A 23,612-nucleotide genomic window follows, 5' to 3' on the forward strand; every position below is an offset into this window, starting at 1 on the left:
GCCGTCCCGTCATCGGACTGGTCATTTGACAGAAGCGGCAGCCCCTCCGCGCGGGCTAGCTGTGCGAGTGCGTCTACCCTCAAGCAAAAGTTGACCATGAAACTGTTCTCTTCACTCGCAATCCTCAGCCTCGGAGCAATCCTCATGACCCAAGCCGCCGATGCGGCCCCAGACGCCGGGACCGACCCCCGGATCGATCCCCAGGTTCGCGCCTTCCTGCGCGAGATCAACAAGGATCCGAGCCCGTTCTGGGAGCTGCCCCAGCCCAAGCCGCAGGACATCCTGACGGAGCTTCAGAAGAAGACGCCAGTCGACATGTCGGGGGTGAACACGACCGAGCAGACCATCACCCAGGATGGTCAGTCCGTGAAAATCTACATCATGAAGCCCGAGCACGTGACCGGAAAGCCCGGCGTACTGCTGTTCATTCACGGCGGTGTCTGGATCGTCGGCAATTTCCAGAACCATCAGCGTCTGTTGCGCGACCTGGTGGTCGGCTCCGGCCAGATCGGTGTTTTCGTTGAGTACACGTCCCTGCCGAAGGCGCGCTTCCCCACGCAGCTCGACCAGTCCTATGCGGTGCTGAAATGGGTGGCGAGCCACGCCGAAGAGTTCGGCGCGGACGGTGGCCGGATCGCGGTGGCCGGCAATTCGGTTGGTGGCAACATGACCGCGGCATTGTCGCTGATGGCCAAAGACCGCGGCGGCCCCAAGATCAGCTATCAGGTCATGATGATCCCGGCGACCGACGCCAGCGTGGACACCGCGTCCTATCATGAATACGGCGCGGGACGATTTCTGGCCCGTGCCTTCATGAAGTACGGCTGGGATCTGTACGCGCCGGATGCAGCGACGCGCAACAACCCCTATGTCTCGCCGCTGCGCGCCAGCCTGCAGCAATTGAAGGGGCTTCCCTCGGCTCTGGTCGTCACCGCAGAGAACGATCCGCTGCGCGACGAAGGCGAGGCTTACGCGCGCAAGCTCAAGGAGGCCGGAGTGTCCGTGATCGCGACCCGCTACAACGGGATGATCCACGACTTCGTCCTGCTGAACGGCATCCAGAGCGACCCCGAGCCCCAGGCCGCGATTCGGCAGATGTCGGCGGAGATCAAGGCACATCTCGCGCCTTGATCCAGCCTTGGAAGAGCAGGCGGCGACATTGTCGCCGCTTGCTACGTATTGATTGATCCCGAACTTATGATTGCGACGTTCTCGCGCAACGCCCCGCTGACTGAATAAGTCCAGTCGGTTGGTGTCTGCAGCAACTTGCCAAGCCCAGTTTTGCGATTCTCGTCGGCTCACAGTCTCAAGGCCGACATCACGGCATCGGTTGGTACAGCCAGAATCGTCAATCTTGGTACTTTTTTATAGCCAGGCGCAACGCATCTACTCGCTACGACCATAGATCGGAGCGAGCCCGATCCATCGGGCTTAGCGGGAGTTCCGATCAGTGCAGACAACTCAATCGCCGACACGGAGACAGGAGTTCCACACTGCCTAGCATTTTGTGGAAAGCCGGCGCGTGCGCGCTCCCTCGCATTTCCACCGAAGAGACAAATGACCAAGGAGAAAATCTCATGAAGGCTATCGTTGCAACGGAGCAAGCCGCGGGAACGGCCGGCATGAAGCTGGTGCACCGGCCCGAGCCACAGGCGGCGATAAACGATGTCGTCGTCCAGGTTCATGCGTCGAGATTTATCCCGACTGAGCTTGCGTGGCCCTCGAGCTGGGCCGATCGCCTTGATCGCGACCGAACGCCGTCGATCCCTGGGCACGAGCTGGCCGGAGTGGTCTCTGCCCTTGGATATGGAACGACGGGGCTGTCGGTGGGACAACGGGTGTTCGGCCTCGCGGACTGGTATCGTGACGGCACGCTGGCCGAGTACGTGGCAATCGAGGCGCGCAACCTTGCGCCGTTGCCGGGCGACGTCGACTTTACCGTGGGCGCGAGCCTGCCGATCTCGGGCCTCACCGCGTGGCAAGGGCTGTTCCAGCACGGTCGCCTACAGGCGGGGCAGAGCGTGCTGGCACACGGGGCTGCAGGCGCAGTCGGGTCTATGGTGACGCAACTCGCACGAGCGGCCGGAGCTTACGTCATCGGCTCCGGACGTGCCGCCGATCGTCAGACAGTGCTCGACCTCGGCGCGAAGGAGTTCGTCGACCTCGACAACGACGCACTGGAGGACATCGGCGAAGTCGATCTGGTGTTCGATGTCATCGGTGGTGACATCCAGAAGCGGTCCACAGCACTCATTCGAGCCGGGGGAACACTGGTGTCCATCGTCGGGCCGGCGGAGGCGCAGCCTTCCAACGGGCTGGCGATCGACTTCGTCGTCGAGGCTGATCGTGCCCAACTGAGTGAGATCGTCCAGCGGGTGCGGGACGGACGACTGCGGACCAACATCGGCAACGTCTCGACCCTCGACGATGCCGTCGCCGCCTTAAATTCGACCGAGCGACGTAAGGGAAATACGATTATCCGCGTTCGTCCCTGAGCGACGCACGTCCGTTGATGCGCGCAGCCGGTCGGCTCGTCCAAGTCGGCCGGCTGTTGAGAATGTCCCAGGGGGCAATGGCCGCCCTCTCAGAGCGGTCGTAAACGTCCGCTTTGGAATGCCCCTCGCGTAGGGGGCATGAACCGTCGCGTCGAATGAGCGAATTCGTCGGAGCGAGGGACTCGCCTCCAAGGTGCAACCGACCTCCGCACATCCCTTGATTTTGCACGATTGCCGTGGTATTGGCGCCGCATGATCAAATCGTCGCGCCATTTCAACCGCAACCACATGACCCGCTTCGGCTGGGCCGTGGAAGGAGTCGCGCGCTAGGAATTCGACGACGACATCTTTTCCACCAGGCCCCGCCGGCATCGGACGGGGCCTTTTGTTTGGCCACGCTCCCTGCCGGCACAACAGCAGGAGCATCCGATGCCACCCCAACAGACGGACATCTCATCCGAGATTGAGTGCGATGCCGCGAGGCTTCGGCTCGACCTCTCCATCGTCTTGAGACTGATCAAGCGATACTGGCGTGCGTTTCAGGAGCGGCGCCAGCGCCCGCAGGTCGCATTGCAGGACCTGAGTGACAGGGAGCTGATGGATATCGGCTTGACGCGTAGCGAGATCGACTACATCACGCCTGAACGTGCTATCGATACGCTGAGAGATCGCGCCACGGATCTTTGGAGGCGGGGCGTGATATAGGTGATCAACCGTCAGAAGCGGAGATACGCTTTGCGAACAAGCGGCAGTCAGCACGGCTACTTCTTAGGAGTGCACCGCGGGACGAGTTCGGCAACTATCGTGCCATCAACCGGACCGTTCCTCACAGGGAAATGACCGGGCTGCGGCGTTTTCGTCGCATCCCGCTCTGACTGGCGAGGCACCGGGAGAGTCTTCGCGGCCTGTGCACGCCTAAAGCCGTTTGCCTTGCCACTTTTTCCACGGCAATATGCCCGCAAAACAACCATGAGGACGGGAAAAGAAAATGGCGGCTCCCATCAAGTTCGGCGTTGGCCAAAGCGTGCTGCGCAAGGAGGATGACGCGCTCATCCGCGGCAAGGGCCGATATACCGATGATTATGCGCCGCAGGCCGCGCTTCGCTGCCTGATGCTGCGCTCGCCGCACGCGCATGCCAAATACACCATCGATGCGAGCCGGGCTCGCACGCTGCCGGGCGTTGCGCTGATCCTGACCGCCGATGACGTCAAGGACCTCGGCAATCTGCCCTGCCTGTTCAATCTCGAGACCGATCCCTTCACCGGCCCGCCTTACCCGATCCTCGCCAAGGACGAGGTGCGCCATGTCGGCGATTCCATCGCCTTCGTGGTCGCCGAGACCATCGACCAGGCCCGCGACGCGATCGAGGCGATCGAGGTCAAATGGAGCCCACTGCCGGCCGTGACCGGCGTCGTCAACGCCGTCAAGAAGGGCGCGCCGCAGGTCTGGCCGGACAAGGCCGGCAACGTGCTGTTCGACGTCTCGATCGGCGACAAGGCCGCGACCGAGGCTGCCTTTGCCAAAGCGCATGCGGTGGCCGAGATCTCCATCGTCAATCCGCGCGTGGTCGCGAGCTTCATGGAGGCGCGTGCGGCGGTTTGCGAATACGACGCCAAGCGCGACCACCTGACGCTGACCGTCGGCAGCCAGGGCAGCCATCGCCTGCGCGACATCCTCTGCCAGAACGTGCTCAATATCCCGACCGAGAAGATGCGGGTGATCTGCCCCGACGTCGGCGGTGGGTTCGGCACGAAGCTGTTTCCGTACCGCGAATACGCCTTGATGGCGGTCGCCGCGCGGCAGCTCAAGAAAGCCGTGAAATGGGCGGCCGACCGCACCGAGCATTTCATGGGCGATGCGCAGGGCCGCGACAACGTCACCACCGCCAAGATGGCGCTGGCCGAGGACGGCAAATTCCTCGCGATGGATTGCGACCTGATGGGCGACATGGGCGCGTATCTGTCGACCTTCGGCCCCTACATTCCCCATGGCGGCGCCGGCATGCTGCCGGGCCTCTACGACATCCAGGCCTTCCACTGCCGGGTGCGCACCATCTTCACCAACAGCGTGCCGGTCGATGCCTATCGCGGCGCGGGGCGGCCCGAGGCGGCCTATGTGATTGAGCGTCTGGTGGACGCGTGCGCGCGAAAACTCGACATGACGCCGGACGCCATCCGCCGCAAGAATTTCATTCCGCCGAAGGCGCTGCCCTACAAGACCGCAACGGGCAAGGTCTATGATTCCGGCGATTTCGCCGCGCATCTCAAGCGCGCGATGGAGATCGGCGAGTGGAAGGAATTTCCGAAGCGCGCCAAGGCGGCCAAGAAGAATGGCCTGATCCGCGGCATTGGCCTTGCGAGCTATGTCGAGATCTGCGGCGTGATGGGCGAGGAGACCGCCAATGTGCGGCTCGATCCCAACGGCGACGTCACCGTTCTGATCGGCACACAGTCGAGCGGGCAGGGCCACCAGACGGCTTATGCGCAGATCGTCGCCGAGCAGTTCGGCCTGCCCCCGGAGCGCGTGCACGTGCGCCAGGGCGACACCGACGAGATCGCCACGGGGCTCGGCACCGGCGGCTCGGCCTCGATCCCGTCAGGCGGCGTCAGCGTCGAGCGCGCCACGCGTGAGCTCGGGCAAAAGCTGAAGGAGATCGCGGCGCAGGCGATGGAAGCCAGTGCCGGCGACCTCGAGCTCTCCGAAGGCATCGTGCGGATCGCCGGCACCGACCGTTCGATGTCGTTCGCCGATCTCGCCAAGCGCGGGAGCGCCGATCCATCGAAGCTTAACGGCAGCGCGACCTTTGCCAGCGCCGACGGCACCTATCCGAACGGCACGCATCTGGCCGAAGTCGAGATCGATCCGGCGACCGGCATCATCAAGATCGTCAACTACGTGATCGTCGACGATTTCGGCAAGACGCTCAATCCGCTGCTTTTGGCGGGCCAGGTGCATGGCGGCGCCATGCAGGGCATCGGCCAGGCGCTGATGGAGCAGGTGGTCTACGGCGCCACTGACGGGCAACTGATCACTGCGACCTTCATGGACTACGCGCTGCCGCGCGCGGCTGATGGTCCGGACTTCGTATTCGAGACCAGCAACGTTCCCTGCACGACCAATCCGCTTGGCGTGAAGGGGGCGGGCGAGGCCGGCGCGATCGGCTCCTGTCCGGCCGTCGTCAACGCCATCGTCGACGGGCTCTGGCGCGAATACAAGATCGACCACATCGACATGCCGGCCACCCCGGAGCGGGTGTGGATCGCCGTCAACGAGCACCACCGCCGTCACAGCCTTTAATCTCGAGCTCGACCAAATAATCCATAGTGCGACGATCTATCGCCGCGCTTTGGATGGAATGAACTCCGCCAATCGGTGTTGGCCCAATGTGGGGTCAGCACGATCCTGTCTCAGGGAAAGGGATTTTGCGAATGAAGCGAGTGTTGGTTGTTGGGGGCGCGCTGCTGCTCGGCATGGGCGCGGTTTGGGCGCAGCAGGACTCCGTCAAGGAGGTCCAGACCCTCATGAAGGGCAACGGCAAGAACGCCGGCGCGGTTGCGGCGATCGTCAAGGGCGAGAAGCCTTACGACCAGGCCACGGTGGATAGCGCGCTGGCGCAGTTCGCGGATACTGCCAAGAAGCTGCCGAACCTGTTCCCGGCGAGCGCAAAGGGCCAGAAGCCCGAGGGCGACTACAGCGCCTCGCCGAAGATCTGGGAGGACAAGGCCGGCTTCGACGCCAAGATCGCAAGTTTCGCCAAGGTCGTCGGCGAGGCCAAGGGCAAGATCAAGGACCTCGATTCGCTCAAGGCGACTTTTCCCGCTGTCGGCAAGGAATGCGGCGGCTGCCACGAGACCTTTCGTGTGAAGAACAGCTGACGCGGAGCCGGCAAAAAGTGAGGGCGGATGCGCACGGCATCCGCCCTTTTTGCGTTGTGCGCGGGCGCCTCGGTTGACTCGTACGCGTTTTCGGTCGGACGCGCATCTGGGCGGATCGAAGGCGAGCGCAATTGCTCAGCCGGCTCCCGAAGCTTTTCGAGCGGCAGGCTTGCGAGTCTCTTTTTCGAGTAACCACCCCAAAGCCTTCGCTGGGTTCAACCAGCGCACCTCATCGATCTGTTCGGCGAGCGTCAGCGCATGAACGGTCAGTACCTCAATGTCCTGAGGATCGACGTCCGCCTTTTCCAGCACGTGTATGCACCGGTTGATCGCCGCCAGATCGAGCTGAAGTTGCTCGACATTGGAGTGGTGATGTTTGGCCCCCACGACTTTCCATGGTCTTCTTGCGCGCATCTTTTTCTCCCCATACGCGGGTCACGCCTTCGTGAGTGCTGTTTGTGGCGGCAGCACGAAAATGGATGGACGGAATCGGGGATGTTTGCGGGCGGCCCGTCAAAGGTAGGGCGGCGGCGGGGAGGCTCGGACCATTGCGTTGAGGTGCCTCGGTTACCGAGGCATCGATTCGTCGAACCACATCAAAGGCAAAATTTGTTTGCGAGGCCTGGCTGATCGCTGTCGGGGCGCCACGTATGAGCTTATCTTCAACCGCAGCCGCTGCGACGTTGACGAGTCGGATGCAGGCGTATCCGAGTCCTGTGCTTCGATCGAAGAGTTCCAATACGCGGCGAGAATCTGAATCAAAACAGCGAGGCAGGCCATGGTCAAACCGTTCCCGTCGAAGACGCACATCGGCAACCATATGCTGCATCCTGAAACGCTGATGCTGACCTATGGCTACGATCCGCAATTGTCGGAAGGCGCCATCAAGCCGCCGGTGTTCCTGACCTCCACCTTCGTGTTCAAGACGGCCGACGACGGGCAGGACTTCTTCGATTTCGTCGCCGGCCGGCGCGAGCCGCCGGAAGGGATGGGCGCGGGGCTGGTCTATTCGCGCTTCAATCACCCCAACAGCGAAATCGTCGAGGACAGGCTCGCGATCTACGAGCGCACCGAGAGCTGCGCGCTGTTCTCATCCGGCATGGCGGCGATTGCAACCACGATCCTGGCGTTCGTCCGCCCCGGCGATGTCATCCTGCACTCCCAGCCGCTCTATGGCGGGACGGAAACCCTGCTGACGAACACGCTTGCGCGCCTGTCGATTGGCGCCGTCGGCTTCGCTGATGGCGTTGATGAAGCGGCGGTCAGCCAGGCCTCGGAGGAGGCCATGCGCAAGGGCCGGGTCTCGATGATTCTGATCGAGACTCCGGCCAACCCGACCAACGGGCTGGTCGACGTCGCGATGATGCGCCGTGTCGCCGAAGCCATCGGAAAGACCCAGGGGCACATTCCAATCATCGCCTGCGACAATACGCTGCTCGGTCCGGTGTTTCAGCGGCCGATCGAGCATGGTGCGGACATTTCCCTGTACTCGCTCACGAAATATGTCGGTGGTCATTCGGACCTGATCGCGGGGGCCGCGCTCGGCGCGAAGGCGATCGTGAAGGGCATCAAAGCGCTCCGGGGTGCCATCGGCACCCAGCTCGATCCGCATTCCTGCTGGATGATCAACCGCTCGCTCGAGACGCTGAGCCTGCGCATGGAGAAGGCCGACAGCAACGCGCGCCTCGTGGCGGACTATTTGCGCGATCACCCCAAGGTGGCCAAGGTTCACTATCTCGGCCATCTCGAGGAGGCTTCGCCGGCCGGAATGGTGTTCGCGCGGCAATGCCTGGGGGCGGGCTCCACCTTCTCGTTCGACATCGTCGGCGGCAAGGACGCGGCGGTGAAATTCCTCAACGCGCTGCAAATCCTCAAGCTGGCGGTGAGTCTTGGCGGAACGGAGTCGCTTGCGAGCCTGCCTGCAACCATGACCCATTCCGGCGTTCCCGCCGACATCCGCCGCAAAATCGGCGTCCTCGATTCCACGATCCGGCTGTCGATCGGCATCGAAAACCCGACGGACCTGATCGCCGACCTCGCACAGGCGCTGAACGCGGCCTGAAGGCGTAGCCCCGACATTGCGGAAGCGCCCCCAGGCAATGCAATGCGGTCGGCCATGCCGCCGCCCGCGCGAGCCAAGGTGCCAAGCCGTTGGTCAGGCTGGTGTCTCCTGGCAGGTCGAATGGCTCCGGACTTACGCTCCGCGCGAGCGGCTCACGATGTCTCGCGGGTCGATATCGTGGCTGGAGGCAACGTAGTCGATCTCGCCGCGCGTCGTGCCGATGTCCATCAACTCCCGGTCACTCAAGCCGGACAACGTGCCGCGCAATCTCTGGCGATCGCGACGTGCCTGAAAGACATCCCAGTACTTCCGGATCAGGCTGTGGACATGCCGGGACGATGACGATATGGACGCCCGTTCCGGCCATATTGTACCTTGGATCAGGGTCATTGCAGTGCCTTCGGGGGGTGTTTTTCACCCCTAGAAGGTGCCCGAAGACCGACGCGCGTGCTTGACCGACAGCTTACATTTTTCCTACCGGCAGCTTATTCTTGCGACGTCCAGCGGGCCAAAAAGCCCACCCCGGTCGCCCCGGAGGGCTCACCCAAGGGATTCGCGCCGTGCGCTATCTCTTTGAGGAGTATGCATTCGACGCCGGTCGGCGAGAGCTGCATCGCGGAGCGGATCGGATCTCAGTTACGCCACTGGTGTTCGATCTCCTCGATTACCTGATCCGCAACCGGGAGCGCGTCGTAGGCAAGGATGAACTCATCGATGCCATTTGGCAGGGGCGCTGCGTGTCCGATGCTGCGCTGACGACCCGCCTCAACAGTGCGCGATGCGCGATCGGGGATTCTGGCGAAGAGCAGCGGCTGATAAGAACACTGCCACGCAGAGGTTTCCGCTTCGTGGGTCAGGTCCGGGAAACGCTTGCCGCCGAGGGCGCAGCGGCCGCCGACGGCGCGGCCGAGACGCCGAAACCTGCGCTCTCGCTTCCCGACAAACCCTCGATCGCGGTCCTTCCATTCGCCAACCTGTGCCCGGATCCGGAGCAGGACTATTTTGCCGACGGTATGGTCGAGGACATCATTTCGGGACTGTCGCGTTCGAAGTCTCTTTTCGTCATCGCGCGACATTCGACTCTGGCCTACAAAGGCAGGGCGATCGACGTCAAACAGATCGGTCAGGAACTGGGCGTTCGCTACGTGCTCGAAGGCAGTGTGCGCAAGGCCGGCAACCGAGTCCGAATTGCGGGCCAGTTGATCGACGCGTCGAGCGGCCTGCATCTCTGGACGGACCGGTTTGACAGTGAGATCGAAGATATTTTCGACTTGCAGGATCGGCTGACGGGCAGCGTCATCGGCGCAATCTCCCCGCAGCTGGAGCGCGCCGAAATCGAGCGCGCCCGACGCCAGCCGACCGACAACCTTCAGGCCTACGACTATTATCTTCGGGCATTTGCCTCCTTCTTCAAATTCACCGAGGAAGCAAGCATCGAGGCTATCGAGCTCGCAAAAACTGCCCGCGAGATCGATCCCGAATTCGCGCGTGCATACGCGCTCGGCGCCCGCTGCTATGTCCTGAGGAATGTTTTCGACTGGATGACTGATGAAGCCCATGAACGCAGTGAAGCCGCGCGGCTGGCGAGACGAGCGGTTGAACTTGACAGGAATGATCCATCGGTACTTGCCATGGCCGGACATGCTCTCGCCCAGGTCCTCGGTGAGGTCGAGGAGGGCGAATCTCACCTGACGCGAGCGATAAAGCTGGACCCAAACCTCGTCATCGCACGGCATTGGAGCGGATGGGGCCAGCTCTGGCTTGGCCGCGGTGACGCCGCAGTCGAGCAGTTCAGTATTGCATTGCGTCTGAACCCGCTCCATCCGCATGGGAGCTGCAACGCCCAGACGGGTCTGGCTTACGCTTATTTCCTGGCCGGTCGCAATGAGGACGCCCTGTCCTGTGCTGCGTCAGCAGTCAGTCTGATCCCAATCTTTCCGCCTGCACTGTTCATTCTGGCAGCATGTCACGCTGCACTAGGCCACGTCGAGGAGGCGCGGCGGATTTGCGCCGACGCGATCAAGCTATCTCCCAACAAGCGCATCGCCAGCTACACATCGCGAATGCGTCGACCGCAAGATGCCGAAAAGCTGACGCAAGCGCTCCGGGTTGCCGGCATGCCGGAATGAGCGTGTTCAGCCACCTCGCGGCGCGCGGAATCGAAAAGGCCGGACGCTCCCTCCAGCGCCCGGCCTTCGCGTACGAAGCAGCCTTGAGGCCTACTTCGTCACCTGGCCGCGGATCTCGCCGCCCGGATTGGCCGCGGTGTGGATGTTGACGTAGAGCTTGCCGGCGAGCAGATCGGCGGCCTGCGCATCGGTCAGCGTCGCCGAGCCCTCGACCGGGCTGGAGGTCGCGTTCGGGATCGCGACCGCGACGCCGGCGTTCTTGCCGGCCTCGGCCGGCCCGTGGAAGTGGGCGGCCGTTGCCGGGCCGGACAGACCGGAATAGGTGACCTTCCAGGACAGCTTCTTGCTGGCGGCATCATAGTCCAGATCGGCGGTTCCGGTGCCGCTGGTGGTGGTCGCGGGCACCTCGGACTTGCCGTCGAGCGTTGCTTTCAGCTTTTCGGCGCCGGCGGGGGCTGCAAAAGCTGCGGCGCCCAGCGCGACCATGGCGATGACGGTCTTGTTCATGACATTCTCCCTGAGACCTCGTTGGCCTGCCAACCTTCCAACATTGGCCGTTTCAGTTTATTCCCGTTTCCGGCCGGGGCGGGCTAAATTCTTCGTGGCTGGAGCCGCTTGGACATCGGTCATAAGTTCGCGGCAAGCAATGAATGGATCTGCATGTTGCAACGAACAATTGTCGTGGCGCTGCTTGCCGCGGTCACCGCTGCGGGCGTCTATTGGTGGCTCAGCGCGCCGGTGGTGGCGGCCGGTGCCGCCGCCGCGCCTGCCCATGTCCCCAATCTCGCCAATGGCGAGGTGATGTTCAACGCCGGCGGATGCGCGTCCTGCCATGCTGTCCCCGACCAGCCCGATCGCACCAGGCTCGGCGGCGGCGTCGCGATCAAGTCGCCGTTCGGAACGTTCTACGCGCCGAACATCTCCTCCGATCCGACCTACGGCATCGGCAAATGGACCGACGCCGATTTCGTCAACGCGGTCATGCACGGGGTCTCGCCGGACGGACAGCATTATTTTCCGGCGTTTCCCTACACGTCCTATCAGCACGCCAGGCGCGAGGATGTGCTCGACCTCTTCGCCTATCTGAAAACGCTGCCGCCCGTTGCAGGCAAGGTGCGTGACCACGACGTGCGCTTTCCGTTCGACATCCGGCGCAACATCGGCATCTGGAAATTCCTGTTTATGGACGGAAAGCCCTTCGTCGCCGACGGCACGAAGTCGCCGCAATGGAATCGCGGCGCCTATCTCGTCAACAGCTTCGGCCATTGCGCCGAATGCCACAGCCCGCGCAATGCGCTCGGCGGCATCATCTCCGGAGAACGCTTTGCCGGCGGACCCAATCCGGAAGGCGAGGGCTGGGTGCCCAACATCACACAGAAGCGTCTCGGCGAGTGGAGCGCAAAGGATATTGCCTATTTCCTCAAGACCGGCGAATTGCCCGACGGCGACAGCGTCGGCGGCGCGATGACGCGCGTGATCAAGAACACCTCGCAATTATCCGACGAGGATCTCGCGGCGATCGCGGATTACATCAAATCACTGCCGCCGGTGGACGGACCGCCGCGGCCGAAACGCAAGGAAGCCAGCTAGTCTAGGGTATGTAGCGGAAGTACGCGGCCTTTTGGGGAGGCTCAGGGAAGCCCCGGATTTCAATCAGCCGTGGTGGAGGCTTGCCTTCCATAAGTAGTATCGCAAGATCGTTAAGCACATTTCGTGTTGTGGCGAACGTGTTATGATTTAGTCCGAACAGTTCATCTCCAATTAGACTGACATCAATCGTCCAAAGTCCAGGCAAAACAACTGGCCCGGCATCAGGTACATCTCCTGCGCGCGGGATACCTCCGGCAATACGCTTCGATAGCTGCAAGGCCTTGTCGTTCTTGGATGCGTAAAGTGTAAGCCCCTTAGTGACCTTTGCAACGCCGGAAATGTCTTGAACAAACATGTCTCGGTCCACATCGGGGGCGACCATAATCAACTGCGCGATAGCCGTGGGTGATCGTGTCGCCGCGCTATTTGATAGGGCCTCAACTGCGATCAAGTTCCCCATACTGTGAGCTATCACATCGATGTTGTCATATCCGGCTTTGTAAAGATCGTCGATCACGCGAAGAAAGGCCGTGCGCGAACCCAACGCGCTTTCTTTGTCATAGAGATAGTCCGCGATATCCCCGCGAGACGGCCATGAGAATAAGATTGTGGTGCCTCTGAACTGAATATCCCAAGTTATCTGCGCTGCCCGGAAGACGGCGTCGCGGAATTTGGTATTGAAGCCATGGACAAACACGAGAGCCTTTTTCTTCTTTGTTGACGCTAGCGTTTTTATCCATTTCGCTTCGTCTGTTTTCTCGATGCTGCGAATAGTAAAATGCTTCGTTGGGTCAAGTGTGTCTCGTCTCAACTCAAATCCGAAGAGCTTAAGGCTCGGGGGCAATTCTATGTTTCCGATGTGGTGTCCTTCAGGCACCCGGACGCGAACGATCCCGACACTCAGATCAGGGTTGCGCTCGCCTGTGTAGCCGCTGACAGCAGTCCAGCCGTTTAAGCTGTAGACGGGAGGTCCATCGCTTGTGAATGCGGGCTGGGGATGGCCTTCGACATCGGGGGGAGTGTCCGACTGTTTGCGGTTCGTTGCATAGAAAAACTCAACGATACGTGTATCGACGCTGGAGTCTTGAATCGCGCCGCCTTGGATATTCGGGTCTATTTTGGCGCCGCCGGGTTTAATCGTTGGCCTGATCGGGGCTGCTGTCACATCAAAAGGCGCGCGCCATGGCTCATCATCTGCCAGCGTGACGGGCCTAAACCTCTCGATAGAAATCCATTGAACTGAGTTGGAATCAGTGAGGAACTTCCAGTAACTCTCGTACTGTGTGTTCTGAATCAAAAAAGTCACGCTATTTGGCTCGCGCTCGCGCTCCGCTGCCGATAGGCAGCCTCGTAGCCGGTCCGAAAAGCGAGCGTATCTCCCAACGAAATTTTTGGCAGCTTCCGGCTGAACAATTGCCGGCATTCGCTCTGGGGCCTTCCGCGAAAACGCTTCGCAAATTTGAAGGACGTCTCGCTCGGCGACGATCGGTTTCGCGTAGCTGCTCCCGAAGCCCGTTGCGAAAGCAATTGACCAAACAGCTAGGTATTTCAACCAATGCTGGGGCACGGCACTCCCCTCAAAATGAAAATGCAAGAGACCGGGCAGGCGTTCGTCGCGGTGTTTCTCTTCGTCCAGTGGGGGCTCCCCGCGGCCCCGCTCGGTAGTATGCAGTCGTCGTCGGACATCGGCTGTTGAGAGTTGGGAAGGTCGGGCCTCATTGCCGCGCTCCAGCAAAGGTGTTGCAGCTCTTCACCAATCCAGTTGCGTAACCGACATCGAACCAATGATGGCGCTGCGCAGCGCTGCCATGAGTGAACGAGTCAGGCACTACGTACCCCACGGCACTTTTCTGCAGGGTGTCATTGCCTAGTGCTTCTGTCGTTCGAATTGCCGCTGCTATGTCGCTCGCGTTGATCTTCGCTTTCTCTTTAATTTTACGCGCCCAAATGCCGGCGAGACAATCGGCCTGCAACTCGAGAAGAACTTGTAACCGGTTTCTCTCCGCCTCCGTTTCCATGCTCTCCTGAAGCTCGCGCACTTTTGGCATAATTCCCAGCAAGTTCTGAACGTGGTGTCCGATTTCGTGGGCTATCACATAGGCCTGAGGAAGTTGACAGTCGGCGCCGCTCGAATCGCAGGCGTGAAGTTCAGTCTGCATCTCTTGGAAGAACGAAAGGTCGAGGTAGACTTTCTGATCATCAGGACAATAAAATGGTCCCATGATTTTCTCGGCTAATCCGCAGGCTGCGTAGGTGGCGCTTGTGTACAGGACGAGACGGGGTGGCCGATAAGTTAGGCGATCGGATGCGAAGATTGCCTGCCAGACCTCCTCCGTGCTGCCCAGAACTCGCGAAACGAAGAGATACATTTTGTCGCGCGGCGCACCGGTCTGGTCGCCCGACTTCGCTGGAAGCTCAGCATAAAGCCGCTCGGCTTGCGCGTCATCGCTACTCGTTGTTGCCGTGAATCCTTCGCCGAATAGGCGAGCCCGCATGAAGCTGCCAACCTCGATCTGTTCAGTTTGAGCCACGCCATGACGTTGGAGCGGCTGGACGGTTGTTGGCTCGTGATAGCCGACCGTCATTTCCGTCGGAGGATCAAAGACAACTGAACCCGGACCAATCTTGTCGACTTGGTTACGGAGGATGGCAGCGGGGTCTATCGCGGCTGGGCGAACCGCCCAGGCTAAGCCGCCTGTGCAAAGCACCCAGACAGCAACTGCTATCGAAACAAGCGGTCCTTTGGGCATTGCCGGCCCCTGGCGCTCACGATCCGTGCGAAAAGAGCATTCCAGGGTTGTATGTTCAATGAAATGTTTCACACTTTGCGCGCGGCATAAGTGCACGCGGTCGGGCCGCCGAATTGTTCCTCCGCGGACCTAAGCGCGTGGGCTACGATGCAAAGGCCCCAACCGCTTGGAGACTATCCGTTTTTTGACCGGACATTGGCGCGATGTCGACGCGGCCGTCGTCGATGAAGCGAGTTGGGCCTTGCCAGCGCGAGAGGGGGGCGAGCGCTGGATGATGCATGCGATGGTCAAAATCCGAAGAACTCACTTTGAGCACAATTGGTCCGCTGCGCTGTCTCGGAAGCGGACTTCCCACCCGGCCCTCTGTGAGTGCACACCCTAGCTCGCGCCAAACGCCTTGAAGGTGATGATGGTGAGGGTGTCCTGGATGCCCGGCAGCACCTGCACCTTCTCGTTGATGAAGTGGCCGATGTCGGTGTCCTTGTCGACGTAGAACTTCACCAGCAAATCGTAATGGCCGGCCGTGGAGTAGATCTCGGAGGCGATCTCGGCTTCGGCAAGCGCGTTGGCGACCGTGTAGGACTGGCCGAGCTTGCATTTGATCTGGACGAAAAAAGGAACCATTGCAGTCACTCCGAAGCATATCTGGCGGCTAATAGGCCAAAACCGGCCGGATTTAGCAAGCGAACTTGCGGGCGACCGGGGTGCGCGCTAGGACGGGGCGATGGCCTCAAAAACGCGGAAAATCGCCCCATGACGACGCCCGTGGCGCTCACCATCGCCGGCTCCGATTCGAGCGGCGGCGCCGGCATCCAGGCCGACCTGAAGACCTTTGCCGCGCTCGGCGTCTATGGCGCCTCCGCGATCACGGCCCTGACGGCGCAGAACACAAAAGGCGTCACCGGCATCCACGCGGTGCCCGCCGACTTCGTCACCGCGCAGATCGATGCCGTGTTTTCCGATCTCGAGGTCGGCGCGGTGAAGATCGGCATGGTGGCGCAGGCCGCCAGCATTGATGCGATCGCGGCGGCGCTGACGCGCTGGAAGCCTCAGCATATCGTGCTCGATCCCGTGATGGTCGCAACCTCGGGCGATCGCCTGCTCGCCGCGGAGGCGGTGGAAGCCCTGCGCAAGAAACTGATGCCGCTGGCGTCGGTGATCACGCCTAACCTGCCGGAGGCCGCGGCTCTGCTCGACGAGCCCGTCGCCACGCGCGAGGCCGAGATCGAGAGCCAGGGGCGCCGGCTGCTGGCGCTGGGCTGCCGTGCGGTCCTGATCAAGGGCGGGCACGGCGAGGGCGCCGAAAGCATCGACTATCTCGTCGATGCCGACAACACGATCGCGCTTGCGGCGCCGCGCGTCGCCACCCGCAACACCCACGGCACGGGGTGCTCACTGTCCTCGGCCGTCGCGGCGGGGCTTGCCAGGGGCGAGGATCTCGAGCGGGCCGTGCGGAGCGCCAAGGCCTGGATCAGCGCAGCGATCGCGGCCGCCGACCGCTTCAGCGTCGGCCACGGCCACGGGCCGATCCATCATTTCCACAAATTTTACTGATCCGGGCCGCCAGCGGCGCGCGGGACCGCTGCCGTTAACCTGATCAGCCATCGGTTCCGGGGTAGGTCTTGCGGAGGCCGTTGCGGCGTCATGTCGCCTGATTGTCGCATGCGACTGATATTCGCGGGACGGGCGAGGCGAGGTTTGATTCGTATCCGAGGGTGCCTCAAAGGTTCATTGGTCATCCCCCTGTCACGGGATATTGTTACAGGCTGTCGCATGGGAAGTTACGATGTGAGTGACGAGAGCCCTGAAAGGCGCTTTCGCACGTTGTTCATCTCCGACGTTCATCTCGGAGCCCGCGGTTCTCAAGCCGACCTGCTGCTCGACTTCCTGCGATACCACGATGCCGACACGATCTATCTCGTCGGAGACATCGTCGACGGCTGGGCGCTGAAATCGAGCTGGCACTGGCCGCAATCGCATAACGACCTGGTCCAGAAGCTGCTGCGCAAGGCGCGCAAGGGCGCCAAGGTCATCTACATTCCCGGCAATCACGACGAGTTCCTGCGCAACTATTACGGCACACATTTCGGCGGCATCGACGTGGTCGAGAACACCGTCCACACCGGCGTGGACGGCAAGCGCTATCTCGTCATCCACGGCGACATCTTCGACCTCGTGGTGCAGAACGCGCGCTGGCTCGCCCATCTCGGCGACAAGGCCTATGACTTCGCGATCCAAATGAATCGCTTCGTCAACTTCTTCCGGCGCATGTTCAAAGTGCCCTATTGGTCACTGTCGCAATGGGCCAAGCAGAAGGTCAAGAACGCCGTCAACTATATCGGCGCGTTCGAGCAGGCGCTCGCCGCCGAGGCGCGGCGTCACGACGCCGACGGCGTGATCTGCGGCCACATCCACTATGCCGTGATCCGCGACGAGGGCGGCATCCGCTACATGAATTGCGGCGACTGGGTCGAGAGCTGCACGGCGCTGGTCGAGCATGACGACGGTCATTTCGAGATCATCACCTGGGCGGATCAGGCGCGGAAGCCGGCACAAGTCCCGCAGGTCGCAGCAAGGGCCGCTTGATGCGCATCCTGGTCGCGACCGACGCCTGGCACCCGCAAGTCAACGGTGTGGTTCGGACGCTGACCAAGCTCGCAGACGCCGCCAAGGGGCTCGGCGTCGAGTTCACGTTCCTGACGCCGCAATCGTTCCGCACCTTCGCGATGCCGAGCTATCGCGACGTGCGGCTCGCCATGCCGCGCCCGGCGCGAATCGCGAAGCTGATCGAGGAGGCGCGCCCCGACAGCATCCACATCGCGACGGAGGGGCCGATCGGCCTGATGGTCCGCCGCTATTGCCGCCAGCGCAAGCTGCCGTTCACGTCCAGCTTCCACACCCGCTTTCCCGAATATGTCCGCGCCCGCGTGCCGGTTCCGGAATCCCTGATCTGGCGGGCGCTGCGCCGATTTCACGCGCCCAGCCGCGCCGTGATGGCGGCAACGCCGGCGCTCGCCCGCGAGCTTGGCGAACGGGGCTTCGACAACGTCGTGCTGTGGCCGCGCGGCGTCGACACCAGCCTGTTCCACCCCCGTGGGATCGACCTCTGCCTGCCGGCGCCGGTATTTCTCTCGGTCGGCCGGATCGCGGTGGAGAAGAACCTCGAGGCGTTTCTCGATCTCGATCTGCCCGGCACCAAGGTGATTGTCGGCGACGGCCCGGCGCGGGTCGCGCTGGAAGAAGCTTATCCGGATGCGATCTTCCTGGGCGAGAAGCACGGCGAGGCGCTGGCGGCAATCTATGCTGCGGCCGACGTGTTCGTGTTCCCCAGCAAGACCGACACGTTCGGCCTGGTCCTGCTGGAAGCACTCGCCAGCGGCCTGCCGGTTGCGGCGTTCCCGGTGAAGGGCCCCCGCGACGTGATCGGCGGTGCACCGGTCGGCGCCCTCGATCACGATCTGCGCAACGCCTGCTTCGCCGCGCTCGACGTGTCCCGGCAGGACTGCGTCGAATTCGCCGCCAATTACACCTGGGAGGCCTCGGCGAGGGCTTTCGTCGATAGCATCAGGGCGGTCGGAGCGGTGCTTCCAGGCAGGAATGGGGCGGAGCCGGTTAGTTTCGTAGCCTGAAAACCAAGGTTCATCGCGCGCAGGTGTCTTGCCCCGCGCCTCGTCCGGCGCGATAACATTAGGCATGACCGAACAGCTCCTCCCGATCGGCCCTGCCGATATCGATGCAGCAGCACGCGTGATCGCGCCCTTCGCCATCCGCACCCCGCTGTTGTCCTTTCCCGTGCTCAACGAGCGCGTCGGCGCAAAGGTCTTCCTGAAGCCGGAGATGCTCCAGCGCACCGGCTCCTTCAAGTTCCGCGGTGCCTTCAACAAGGTCGCCTCGATCCCGCAGGACAAGCGCGCCGGCGGCGTCGTCGCGTTCTCGTCCGGCAACCACGCCCAGGGCGTGGCGGCGGCTGCGAAGATCCTCGACATGCACGCGACCATCGTGATGCCCGCGGATGCGCCGCTGTCGAAGCGCGAGCGCACCAAATCCTACGGCGCCGAGGTCGTGCTGTACGATCGCGACCGCGACGACCGCGAGGCGATCTCGCGCGGTATCGCCGAGAAGCGCGGCGCGACGCTGGTCAGGCCCTATGACGATCCGTTCGTGATCGCGGGGCAGGGCACCGCAGGTCGTGAGATCGCGGAGGACATGGCTGCGCTCGGCCTCAGCCCCGACATCGTGGTGGCGCCGGCCTCCGGCGGCGGCCTGATCGCGGGTGTCGCCACTGCAGTGAAGGCGCGCTATCCGCTCGCCGAGATCGTGGTGGCCGAGCCCGAGGCGTTCGACGATCACGGCATTTCGCTGACCGCCGGCCACCGCGAGCCGCATGGGCCTGCGGGCCGCACCATCTGCGATGCGCTGATGGCCCTGATCCCCGGCGAGATGACCTTTGCGATCAACAGCAAGCTCTTGGCGCGCGGCGTGACGGCATCTGACAAGGAAGTCGGCGCGGCCGTGGCCTTTGCCTATCGCGAGCTGAAGCTGGTGGTCGAGCCGGGCGGTGCCGTCGGTCTTGCCGCGCTGCTTGCCGGCCGCCTCGACGTCGCCGGCAAGAACGTCGTCATCGTGCTCTCCGGCGGCAATGTGGATGCGGATCTGTTTGCCGAGCTGGTTGCTTAGGTTTCGGACCTTCTAACACGAGGAAGGGGCAGAGCGTCGCCGCTCTGCCCCTTTGTCGTTTCGCTTGTGGCGATCAGCGGATGAAGCCGCGGTGATTGTTGCCGCCGCCCATGGAGGGCGCCTGGTTCATCGACTGCCGGAAGTTGTTGCCGCCGTTGTTGACCACACGGTTGGTCGCATTGAACTGCGGGCGGTTGTTCTGCTGGTTGTTCTGGACCTGCACCTTGTTCACCGGGTTGTTGTTGAGCTTCACGCCGTTGTTGACGCGGATCGGGTTGTTCTGCGTCTGAACGACCGGCTTCGTATCGACAGTCGTGCCACCCTTGCCGACATTCACCGGCATGCTGACGATCTTGCCAGGCGTGCCTTTGGTCGTACCGTTATTATTGCTGCCGCCGTTCTGCGTATTGTTGGTCGCGGGCAGCGTCACGATCTTGCCGGTGCCGCCATTGGTGTTGGTCGTGTTGGTCGGCGCAGGCAGGGTGACGATCTTGCCCGGGGTCTGCGACGGCGTGCCGTTCGGCTGGTTGTTGCCCGCCGGCAGGTTGACGACCTGACCGCCATTGCCGAGCTTGCCGATGACGTTGCTGTCCACCGGCTTCTGCACGACCGGCAGATTGCCGTTCATTTGGCCACCACCATTACCCTGCTGCATCAGCGGCATGTATTTGGGCTGGCCGAGATTGCCGATCTTGAACGTCGGGGCAATGTTTTGCGGCGCGAGGAACTTGGTCGCCTGCATCAGGGGGATCAGCTTTGGCTGCACCTGGAGCTTCAGCGCGACTTGCGCATAGGGGCTGTTGCCGTAGCTGTCATAGAAGCTCTTGTAGCCGAGCGGGGAGTTCGCGAGCACCGCCTTGTGCCAGGCCTGCGTGATCAGCAGGTTGTTGAGCAGCCAGCGGATGTGGTCGCACATCGGGTCGTGCGGGTACATCTGGATGAACTCCTGATAGTACTCCGGACGTCCCTCGGACACGACGTAGTCATAGGCCTGGCGCGTCGAGCGGCTCGGCAGGTTGGAGGCCATCTGCACGACAGGCGCATTCACCGGCGCGCGGGTGGCGGCGACAGCGGTGTCGCCGAAGAAGGTGAAGTCGGACGTCAGCGACGAGCTTTCCCACGGGATCTGCGCGCCGCTGGTGGTCTGGTTCACTTCGAGGCGCACGCGCTTGAACAGCTGCTCGATCGGCACGTTGGGTTCGCGCGCGACGTTGAGGAAGGCCTGGGTGTAGGGGCTGTGGCCGTTGGTGCCGTCCTGTGCTTCCGCACCCGGCGCGGTCGAGTAGCCGACGATCGAGCCGTTCGGCGCATCGACGATGGCCAAGCCGCGGCCGGCGTCGTTGACATCAGGGAACGGATTGTTGCGGCAGGCATCGAGGATGACGATGCGCATGCGGCTCGGGATCGTCTCCAGCGTCGACATCACGTCGACCAGGCGCACCGAGTTGCTCACGAGCTCGGTGGGGTTCGAAACCTTGGCATCGACAGGAACGAGATAGTTCTCGCCGGCGAGCTGCACGCCGTGACCGGCGTAGTAGACCATGGCGACAGTGTTCGGACCCCGCGCGGACACCTTGGCGGAAAAGTCCTGGACGACGCGGAGCATGTCGTTCTGGGTCAGGTCGGTCGCGGCGACCACCTCGAAGCCGGCGGAGTTCAGGAACTGCGCCATCGACTCCGCGTCATTGTCGGGGTTTTGGAGCTGCGGCGCGTTCTTGTAGTTGGAATTGCCGATCACCAGCGCGAGCCGCTGCTCCGGGCCTTGCAGCGCGGTCGGGGCAGGCTGGACCGGGGCGACCTGCGCGGAAGCAGGGCCGCAGGCGAAGGCGAACAGGCTTCCCACGAGGCTAGCCGTCATCAGGAAAGGCTTTAGGCGGAACATGGCGTGCTCCTCTGGCACTCATCTCGATGCGAGATTGGTTGCGAGGAAGCCTGGTCGCGTTCGAGCCCGTGGTCCGTGATCGCAATCACCATGGTAAGCTGCGTGATCTGAATCACGCTTTGGAACCTGCTATGGTGAACGGCCCATGACCGGCCGCGCCGTTGCTCCCGGCAAGCTCTCGCGCCCGGAATTCTATCGCGCGGCGGCGGCGAGCTTTGGCGTCGTGCAGGTCGGCGACAGCAGGGGTTATGGATGCTTCCTGATCCGGAAGGGCGTGATCAGCTAGGGCGATGCATCAGCCCTGACGGCCAGCCGATCCTGACGAGAAGACCGTCAGGTCCGTTGATGCCCACCTAATACATCCCCCATTCGCGGTGACGCAGCACGCCACCGGGGCGAATGATCAGATCGTCCACGCGCGCGGCGATGGCCTCGACGTCGGGCGTGCGAATGAAGACGCCGAAGGGATTGTGCTCGGGCACGCGCCACGGGCCATCGCCGGCTTGCGTGAGATGCACCTCGCAGCCCCAACCGGTCATGATCACGTAGCCGGCGTCACCGCCCGCGCGCGCAAAGCCGAGGCGCTCCCAGAACGGAATCGCTGCGGCAAGGTAGTTGCTGGGAACGATGGCGAAAGCGCCGACGCGCGGGGTTTCAGACATTTTCCTAAGTCCGGAGTATGCAAATTTCCCGCGCAGCTCTCATGCTGCGCTTTCGCGAGCTTATCGGGAGAAGCCAGTGAATCGAAGCGGCGAAAAGTCTCGCACCCGAATTTGAATGGCCTTCGGGCAAGCGACTGTCTATGGTCGATCCATGTCGCGCCTTATGTGTCTATCCATTGCTGTCGTCCTGTCGCTGCTGCCCGCCATCGCGTCTGCTGCGTCATCTCAAAAACGCCCCAAGCAGGCTTGGCATGGTTACGGCTTCCTGCCGGGCTATCGCCAGCCGCTGAGCAACAGCATTCCGCTCTACAAGCAGAAGGAGGCGATGCGGCGCATGTCGCGCAGCGACCGCCGGCACTGGTACATCGACCCGGTGCCCCAGTATTACGGCTGGGATGGCGAGTGGCGCTATTTCGGCCGGCCCGGCTTCGGCGGCGGCCGCTACAATGGCGGCAGCTTCGGACCGTGCTGGACGCGGACCCCGATCGGCGCGGTCTGGAACTGCGGCTGATCGGCCTCGCATCGATTCGCGGAACGCTTCGCGCGACAGATTTCAATCGTAACCGAATCCGGTTCGGCTGAAACCGGGCTGTCTTTCCGGTGTCCTAGCTCTTGTCCGGACCTCGCGGTTTCGGATGGAGTTATTGGCATGAATGATCGGTTCAGGGATAAAGTCGTCATCGTTACCGGCGCCGGCAGCGGCATCGGCGCCGCAGCCGCAAGGCGCTTTCACGGCGAAGGCGCCATTGTCGTGCTGAACGGGCGCCGGGAGGTCAAGCTGGCTGAAGTCGCTGCCGAACTCGGCACCGATCGCTGCATGATCTGGCCTGGCGACGTCTCGATCGCCGCAGACGTCGAGCGCCTGGTCGCAGACGTGGTCCGGCAATTCGGCAGGATCGACATTCTCGTCAACAATGCCGGGACGGGCGCACTGATCGATTTCCTGGGCTCGCCGGTTCAGCTGTGGCGAGATCTCTTCGCGGTCAATGTCGACGGTGTCCTCTACATGACGCGCGCCGCGCTTCCGCACCTGATCGAAAGCGGCGGCTCGATCGTCAACGTGTCGTCTCTCAGCGGGCTTGGCGGTGACCGGGGCGTGAGCTTCTACAACGCCACGAAGGGTGCCGTCGGCAATCTGACACGCAGCCTGGCGCTCGAATTTGGCCCGAGAGGCGTGCGCATCAATGCGGTGTGCCCATCATTGACCCTCACCGACCTGACGAGGCCGATCATGGAGCAATATCCGGAATTGTTCGTGAAGCTGGTGGAACGTATCCCCCTGGGACGCGGAGCCCGGTCCGAGGAAGTCGCGAGCGTCATCGCATTTCTCGCAAGCGACGACGCCAGCTTCGTGAATGGGGTGAACCTTCCAGTCGACGGCGGCGTCGACGCATCGACCGGGCAGGCCCCCTTCGCGTAGCGCGGTTAGGTTTGCGAGAACATCCGTGCAACAGCCTGGGTCCCGGCTCTGCGCCGCAACGCCTACGCG

At 62.5% G+C, this 23,612-nt stretch carries 22 protein-coding genes and 1 pseudogene; 15 read left to right on the forward strand and 8 right to left on the reverse strand.

Annotated features, from left to right (window positions below; all coding sequences use genetic code 11):
* Positions 1–144 precede the first annotated feature (144 nt).
* The 5 genes from AC0L3X_RS37920 (at position 145) to AC0L3X_RS37940 (ending at position 6,371) form a co-directional block, all read left to right on the forward strand.
* Positions 145–1,131, forward strand: a complete 987-nt coding sequence (locus tag AC0L3X_RS37920) for an alpha/beta hydrolase (RefSeq protein ID WP_354141818.1) — start codon at positions 145–147, stop codon at positions 1,129–1,131.
* Positions 1,132–1,577: 446 nt separating this feature from the next.
* Positions 1,578–2,495: an NADP-dependent oxidoreductase gene (locus AC0L3X_RS37925; RefSeq protein WP_354141819.1), complete on the forward strand. Its 918-nt coding sequence runs from the start codon at positions 1,578–1,580 to the stop codon at positions 2,493–2,495.
* A 429-nt stretch (positions 2,496–2,924) separates the two neighbouring features.
* Positions 2,925–3,200 carry a DUF1127 domain-containing protein gene (locus AC0L3X_RS37930; protein WP_354141820.1) on the forward strand — a complete coding sequence of 92 codons (276 nt, stop codon included), beginning with the start codon at positions 2,925–2,927 and terminating at the stop codon, positions 3,198–3,200.
* A gap of 283 nt (positions 3,201–3,483) precedes the next feature.
* The gene (locus AC0L3X_RS37935) at positions 3,484–5,793 is read left to right on the forward strand and encodes a xanthine dehydrogenase family protein molybdopterin-binding subunit (protein WP_354141821.1); all 2,310 of its coding nucleotides are present in this window, start codon (positions 3,484–3,486) and stop codon (positions 5,791–5,793) included.
* Between the two features lie 131 nt (positions 5,794–5,924).
* Entirely contained in the window at positions 5,925–6,371 is a 447-nt protein-coding gene (locus AC0L3X_RS37940) for a c-type cytochrome (protein ID WP_028153044.1), read from the forward strand.
* Between the two features lie 135 nt (positions 6,372–6,506).
* Here AC0L3X_RS37940 and AC0L3X_RS37945 read toward each other — a convergent pair whose 3' ends face one another.
* Positions 6,507–6,785, reverse strand: coding sequence for a hypothetical protein (locus AC0L3X_RS37945; RefSeq protein WP_157789076.1), 279 nt, complete (start codon positions 6,783–6,785; stop codon positions 6,507–6,509).
* A gap of 364 nt (positions 6,786–7,149) precedes the next feature.
* On the opposite strand from AC0L3X_RS37945, the gene AC0L3X_RS37950 reads away from it, so the two are divergent.
* Positions 7,150–8,433, forward strand: a complete 1,284-nt coding sequence (locus AC0L3X_RS37950; RefSeq protein ID WP_304490583.1) for a cystathionine gamma-synthase family protein — start codon at positions 7,150–7,152, stop codon at positions 8,431–8,433.
* Positions 8,434–8,565: 132 nt separating this feature from the next.
* On the opposite strand, the gene AC0L3X_RS37955 is transcribed toward AC0L3X_RS37950, so the two are convergent.
* Positions 8,566–8,823: a DUF1127 domain-containing protein gene (locus tag AC0L3X_RS37955; protein ID WP_473317257.1), complete on the reverse strand. Its 258-nt coding sequence runs from the start codon at positions 8,821–8,823 to the stop codon at positions 8,566–8,568.
* 170 nt (positions 8,824–8,993) lie between these two features.
* Between AC0L3X_RS37955 and AC0L3X_RS37960 the strand changes: the two genes are divergently transcribed.
* On the forward strand, positions 8,994–10,562 hold the full coding sequence (locus AC0L3X_RS37960; RefSeq protein ID WP_473317258.1) for a winged helix-turn-helix domain-containing tetratricopeptide repeat protein: 1,569 nt from the start codon (positions 8,994–8,996) through the stop codon (positions 10,560–10,562).
* A 90-nt stretch (positions 10,563–10,652) separates the two neighbouring features.
* Here AC0L3X_RS37960 and AC0L3X_RS37965 read toward each other — a convergent pair whose 3' ends face one another.
* Entirely contained in the window at positions 10,653–11,069 is a 417-nt protein-coding gene (locus tag AC0L3X_RS37965; protein WP_014493929.1) for a CHRD domain-containing protein, read from the reverse strand.
* A gap of 153 nt (positions 11,070–11,222) precedes the next feature.
* Between AC0L3X_RS37965 and AC0L3X_RS37970 the strand changes: the two genes are divergently transcribed.
* Positions 11,223–12,152: a c-type cytochrome gene (locus tag AC0L3X_RS37970; protein ID WP_473317259.1), complete on the forward strand. Its 930-nt coding sequence runs from the start codon at positions 11,223–11,225 to the stop codon at positions 12,150–12,152.
* A gap of 1 nt (position 12,153) precedes the next feature.
* Here AC0L3X_RS37970 and AC0L3X_RS37975 read toward each other — a convergent pair whose 3' ends face one another.
* The 3 genes from AC0L3X_RS37975 to AC0L3X_RS37985 all read right to left on the reverse strand — a co-directional run bounded on the left by AC0L3X_RS37975 (position 12,154) and on the right by AC0L3X_RS37985 (position 15,526).
* A complete protein-coding gene (locus tag AC0L3X_RS37975; protein ID WP_473317260.1) occupies positions 12,154–13,719 on the reverse strand; it encodes an alpha/beta hydrolase in 1,566 nt (521 codons plus the stop codon).
* Between the two features lie 148 nt (positions 13,720–13,867).
* A complete protein-coding gene (gene ypfJ / locus AC0L3X_RS37980) occupies positions 13,868–14,902 on the reverse strand; it encodes a KPN_02809 family neutral zinc metallopeptidase (protein WP_354126245.1) in 1,035 nt (344 codons plus the stop codon).
* 378 nt (positions 14,903–15,280) lie between these two features.
* Positions 15,281–15,526, reverse strand: a complete 246-nt coding sequence (locus tag AC0L3X_RS37985; RefSeq protein WP_014493934.1) for an Lrp/AsnC ligand binding domain-containing protein — start codon at positions 15,524–15,526, stop codon at positions 15,281–15,283.
* A 129-nt stretch (positions 15,527–15,655) separates the two neighbouring features.
* Between AC0L3X_RS37985 and thiD the strand changes: the two genes are divergently transcribed.
* From thiD to AC0L3X_RS38005, 4 genes are all read left to right on the forward strand, one after another.
* On the forward strand, positions 15,656–16,456 hold the full coding sequence (gene thiD, locus AC0L3X_RS37990) for a bifunctional hydroxymethylpyrimidine kinase/phosphomethylpyrimidine kinase (protein WP_354141824.1): 801 nt from the start codon (positions 15,656–15,658) through the stop codon (positions 16,454–16,456).
* 219 nt (positions 16,457–16,675) lie between these two features.
* Positions 16,676–17,488, forward strand: coding sequence for a UDP-2,3-diacylglucosamine diphosphatase (locus tag AC0L3X_RS37995; protein ID WP_028153339.1), 813 nt, complete (start codon positions 16,676–16,678; stop codon positions 17,486–17,488).
* Positions 17,488–18,531: a glycosyltransferase family 4 protein gene (locus tag AC0L3X_RS38000; RefSeq protein WP_354126247.1), complete on the forward strand. Its 1,044-nt coding sequence runs from the start codon at positions 17,488–17,490 to the stop codon at positions 18,529–18,531. Before AC0L3X_RS37995 ends, AC0L3X_RS38000 begins: the two co-directional genes overlap by 1 nt.
* A gap of 64 nt (positions 18,532–18,595) precedes the next feature.
* Positions 18,596–19,579: a threonine/serine dehydratase gene (locus tag AC0L3X_RS38005; protein WP_028153337.1), complete on the forward strand. Its 984-nt coding sequence runs from the start codon at positions 18,596–18,598 to the stop codon at positions 19,577–19,579.
* A 73-nt stretch (positions 19,580–19,652) separates the two neighbouring features.
* On the opposite strand, the gene AC0L3X_RS38010 is transcribed toward AC0L3X_RS38005, so the two are convergent.
* On the reverse strand, positions 19,653–21,461 hold the full coding sequence (locus tag AC0L3X_RS38010; RefSeq protein WP_354141825.1) for a caspase family protein: 1,809 nt from the start codon (positions 21,459–21,461) through the stop codon (positions 19,653–19,655).
* 154 nt (positions 21,462–21,615) lie between these two features.
* Between AC0L3X_RS38010 and AC0L3X_RS38015 the strand changes: the two are divergent.
* Positions 21,616–21,747 (forward strand): annotated as a pseudogene (locus AC0L3X_RS38015) (RbsD/FucU domain-containing protein); the annotation flags it as partial.
* Positions 21,748–21,814: 67 nt separating this feature from the next.
* Here the strand turns inward: AC0L3X_RS38015 and AC0L3X_RS38020 are convergent.
* Positions 21,815–22,123: a VOC family protein gene (locus AC0L3X_RS38020; RefSeq protein WP_354141826.1), complete on the reverse strand. Its 309-nt coding sequence runs from the start codon at positions 22,121–22,123 to the stop codon at positions 21,815–21,817.
* 151 nt (positions 22,124–22,274) lie between these two features.
* On the opposite strand from AC0L3X_RS38020, the gene AC0L3X_RS38025 reads away from it, so the two are divergent.
* Together AC0L3X_RS38025 and budC are read left to right on the forward strand one after the other, a co-directional pair.
* Positions 22,275–22,634 (forward strand): hypothetical protein, encoded by a 360-nt coding sequence (locus AC0L3X_RS38025; protein ID WP_071912117.1) that lies wholly within the window; start codon positions 22,275–22,277, stop codon positions 22,632–22,634.
* A gap of 138 nt (positions 22,635–22,772) precedes the next feature.
* The gene (budC, locus tag AC0L3X_RS38030; protein WP_354141827.1) at positions 22,773–23,543 is read left to right on the forward strand and encodes a meso-2,3-butanediol dehydrogenase; all 771 of its coding nucleotides are present in this window, start codon (positions 22,773–22,775) and stop codon (positions 23,541–23,543) included.
* The last annotated feature ends 69 nt before the right edge of the window (positions 23,544–23,612 follow it).

This window comes from Bradyrhizobium sp. MI1.7, assembly GCF_055811795.1.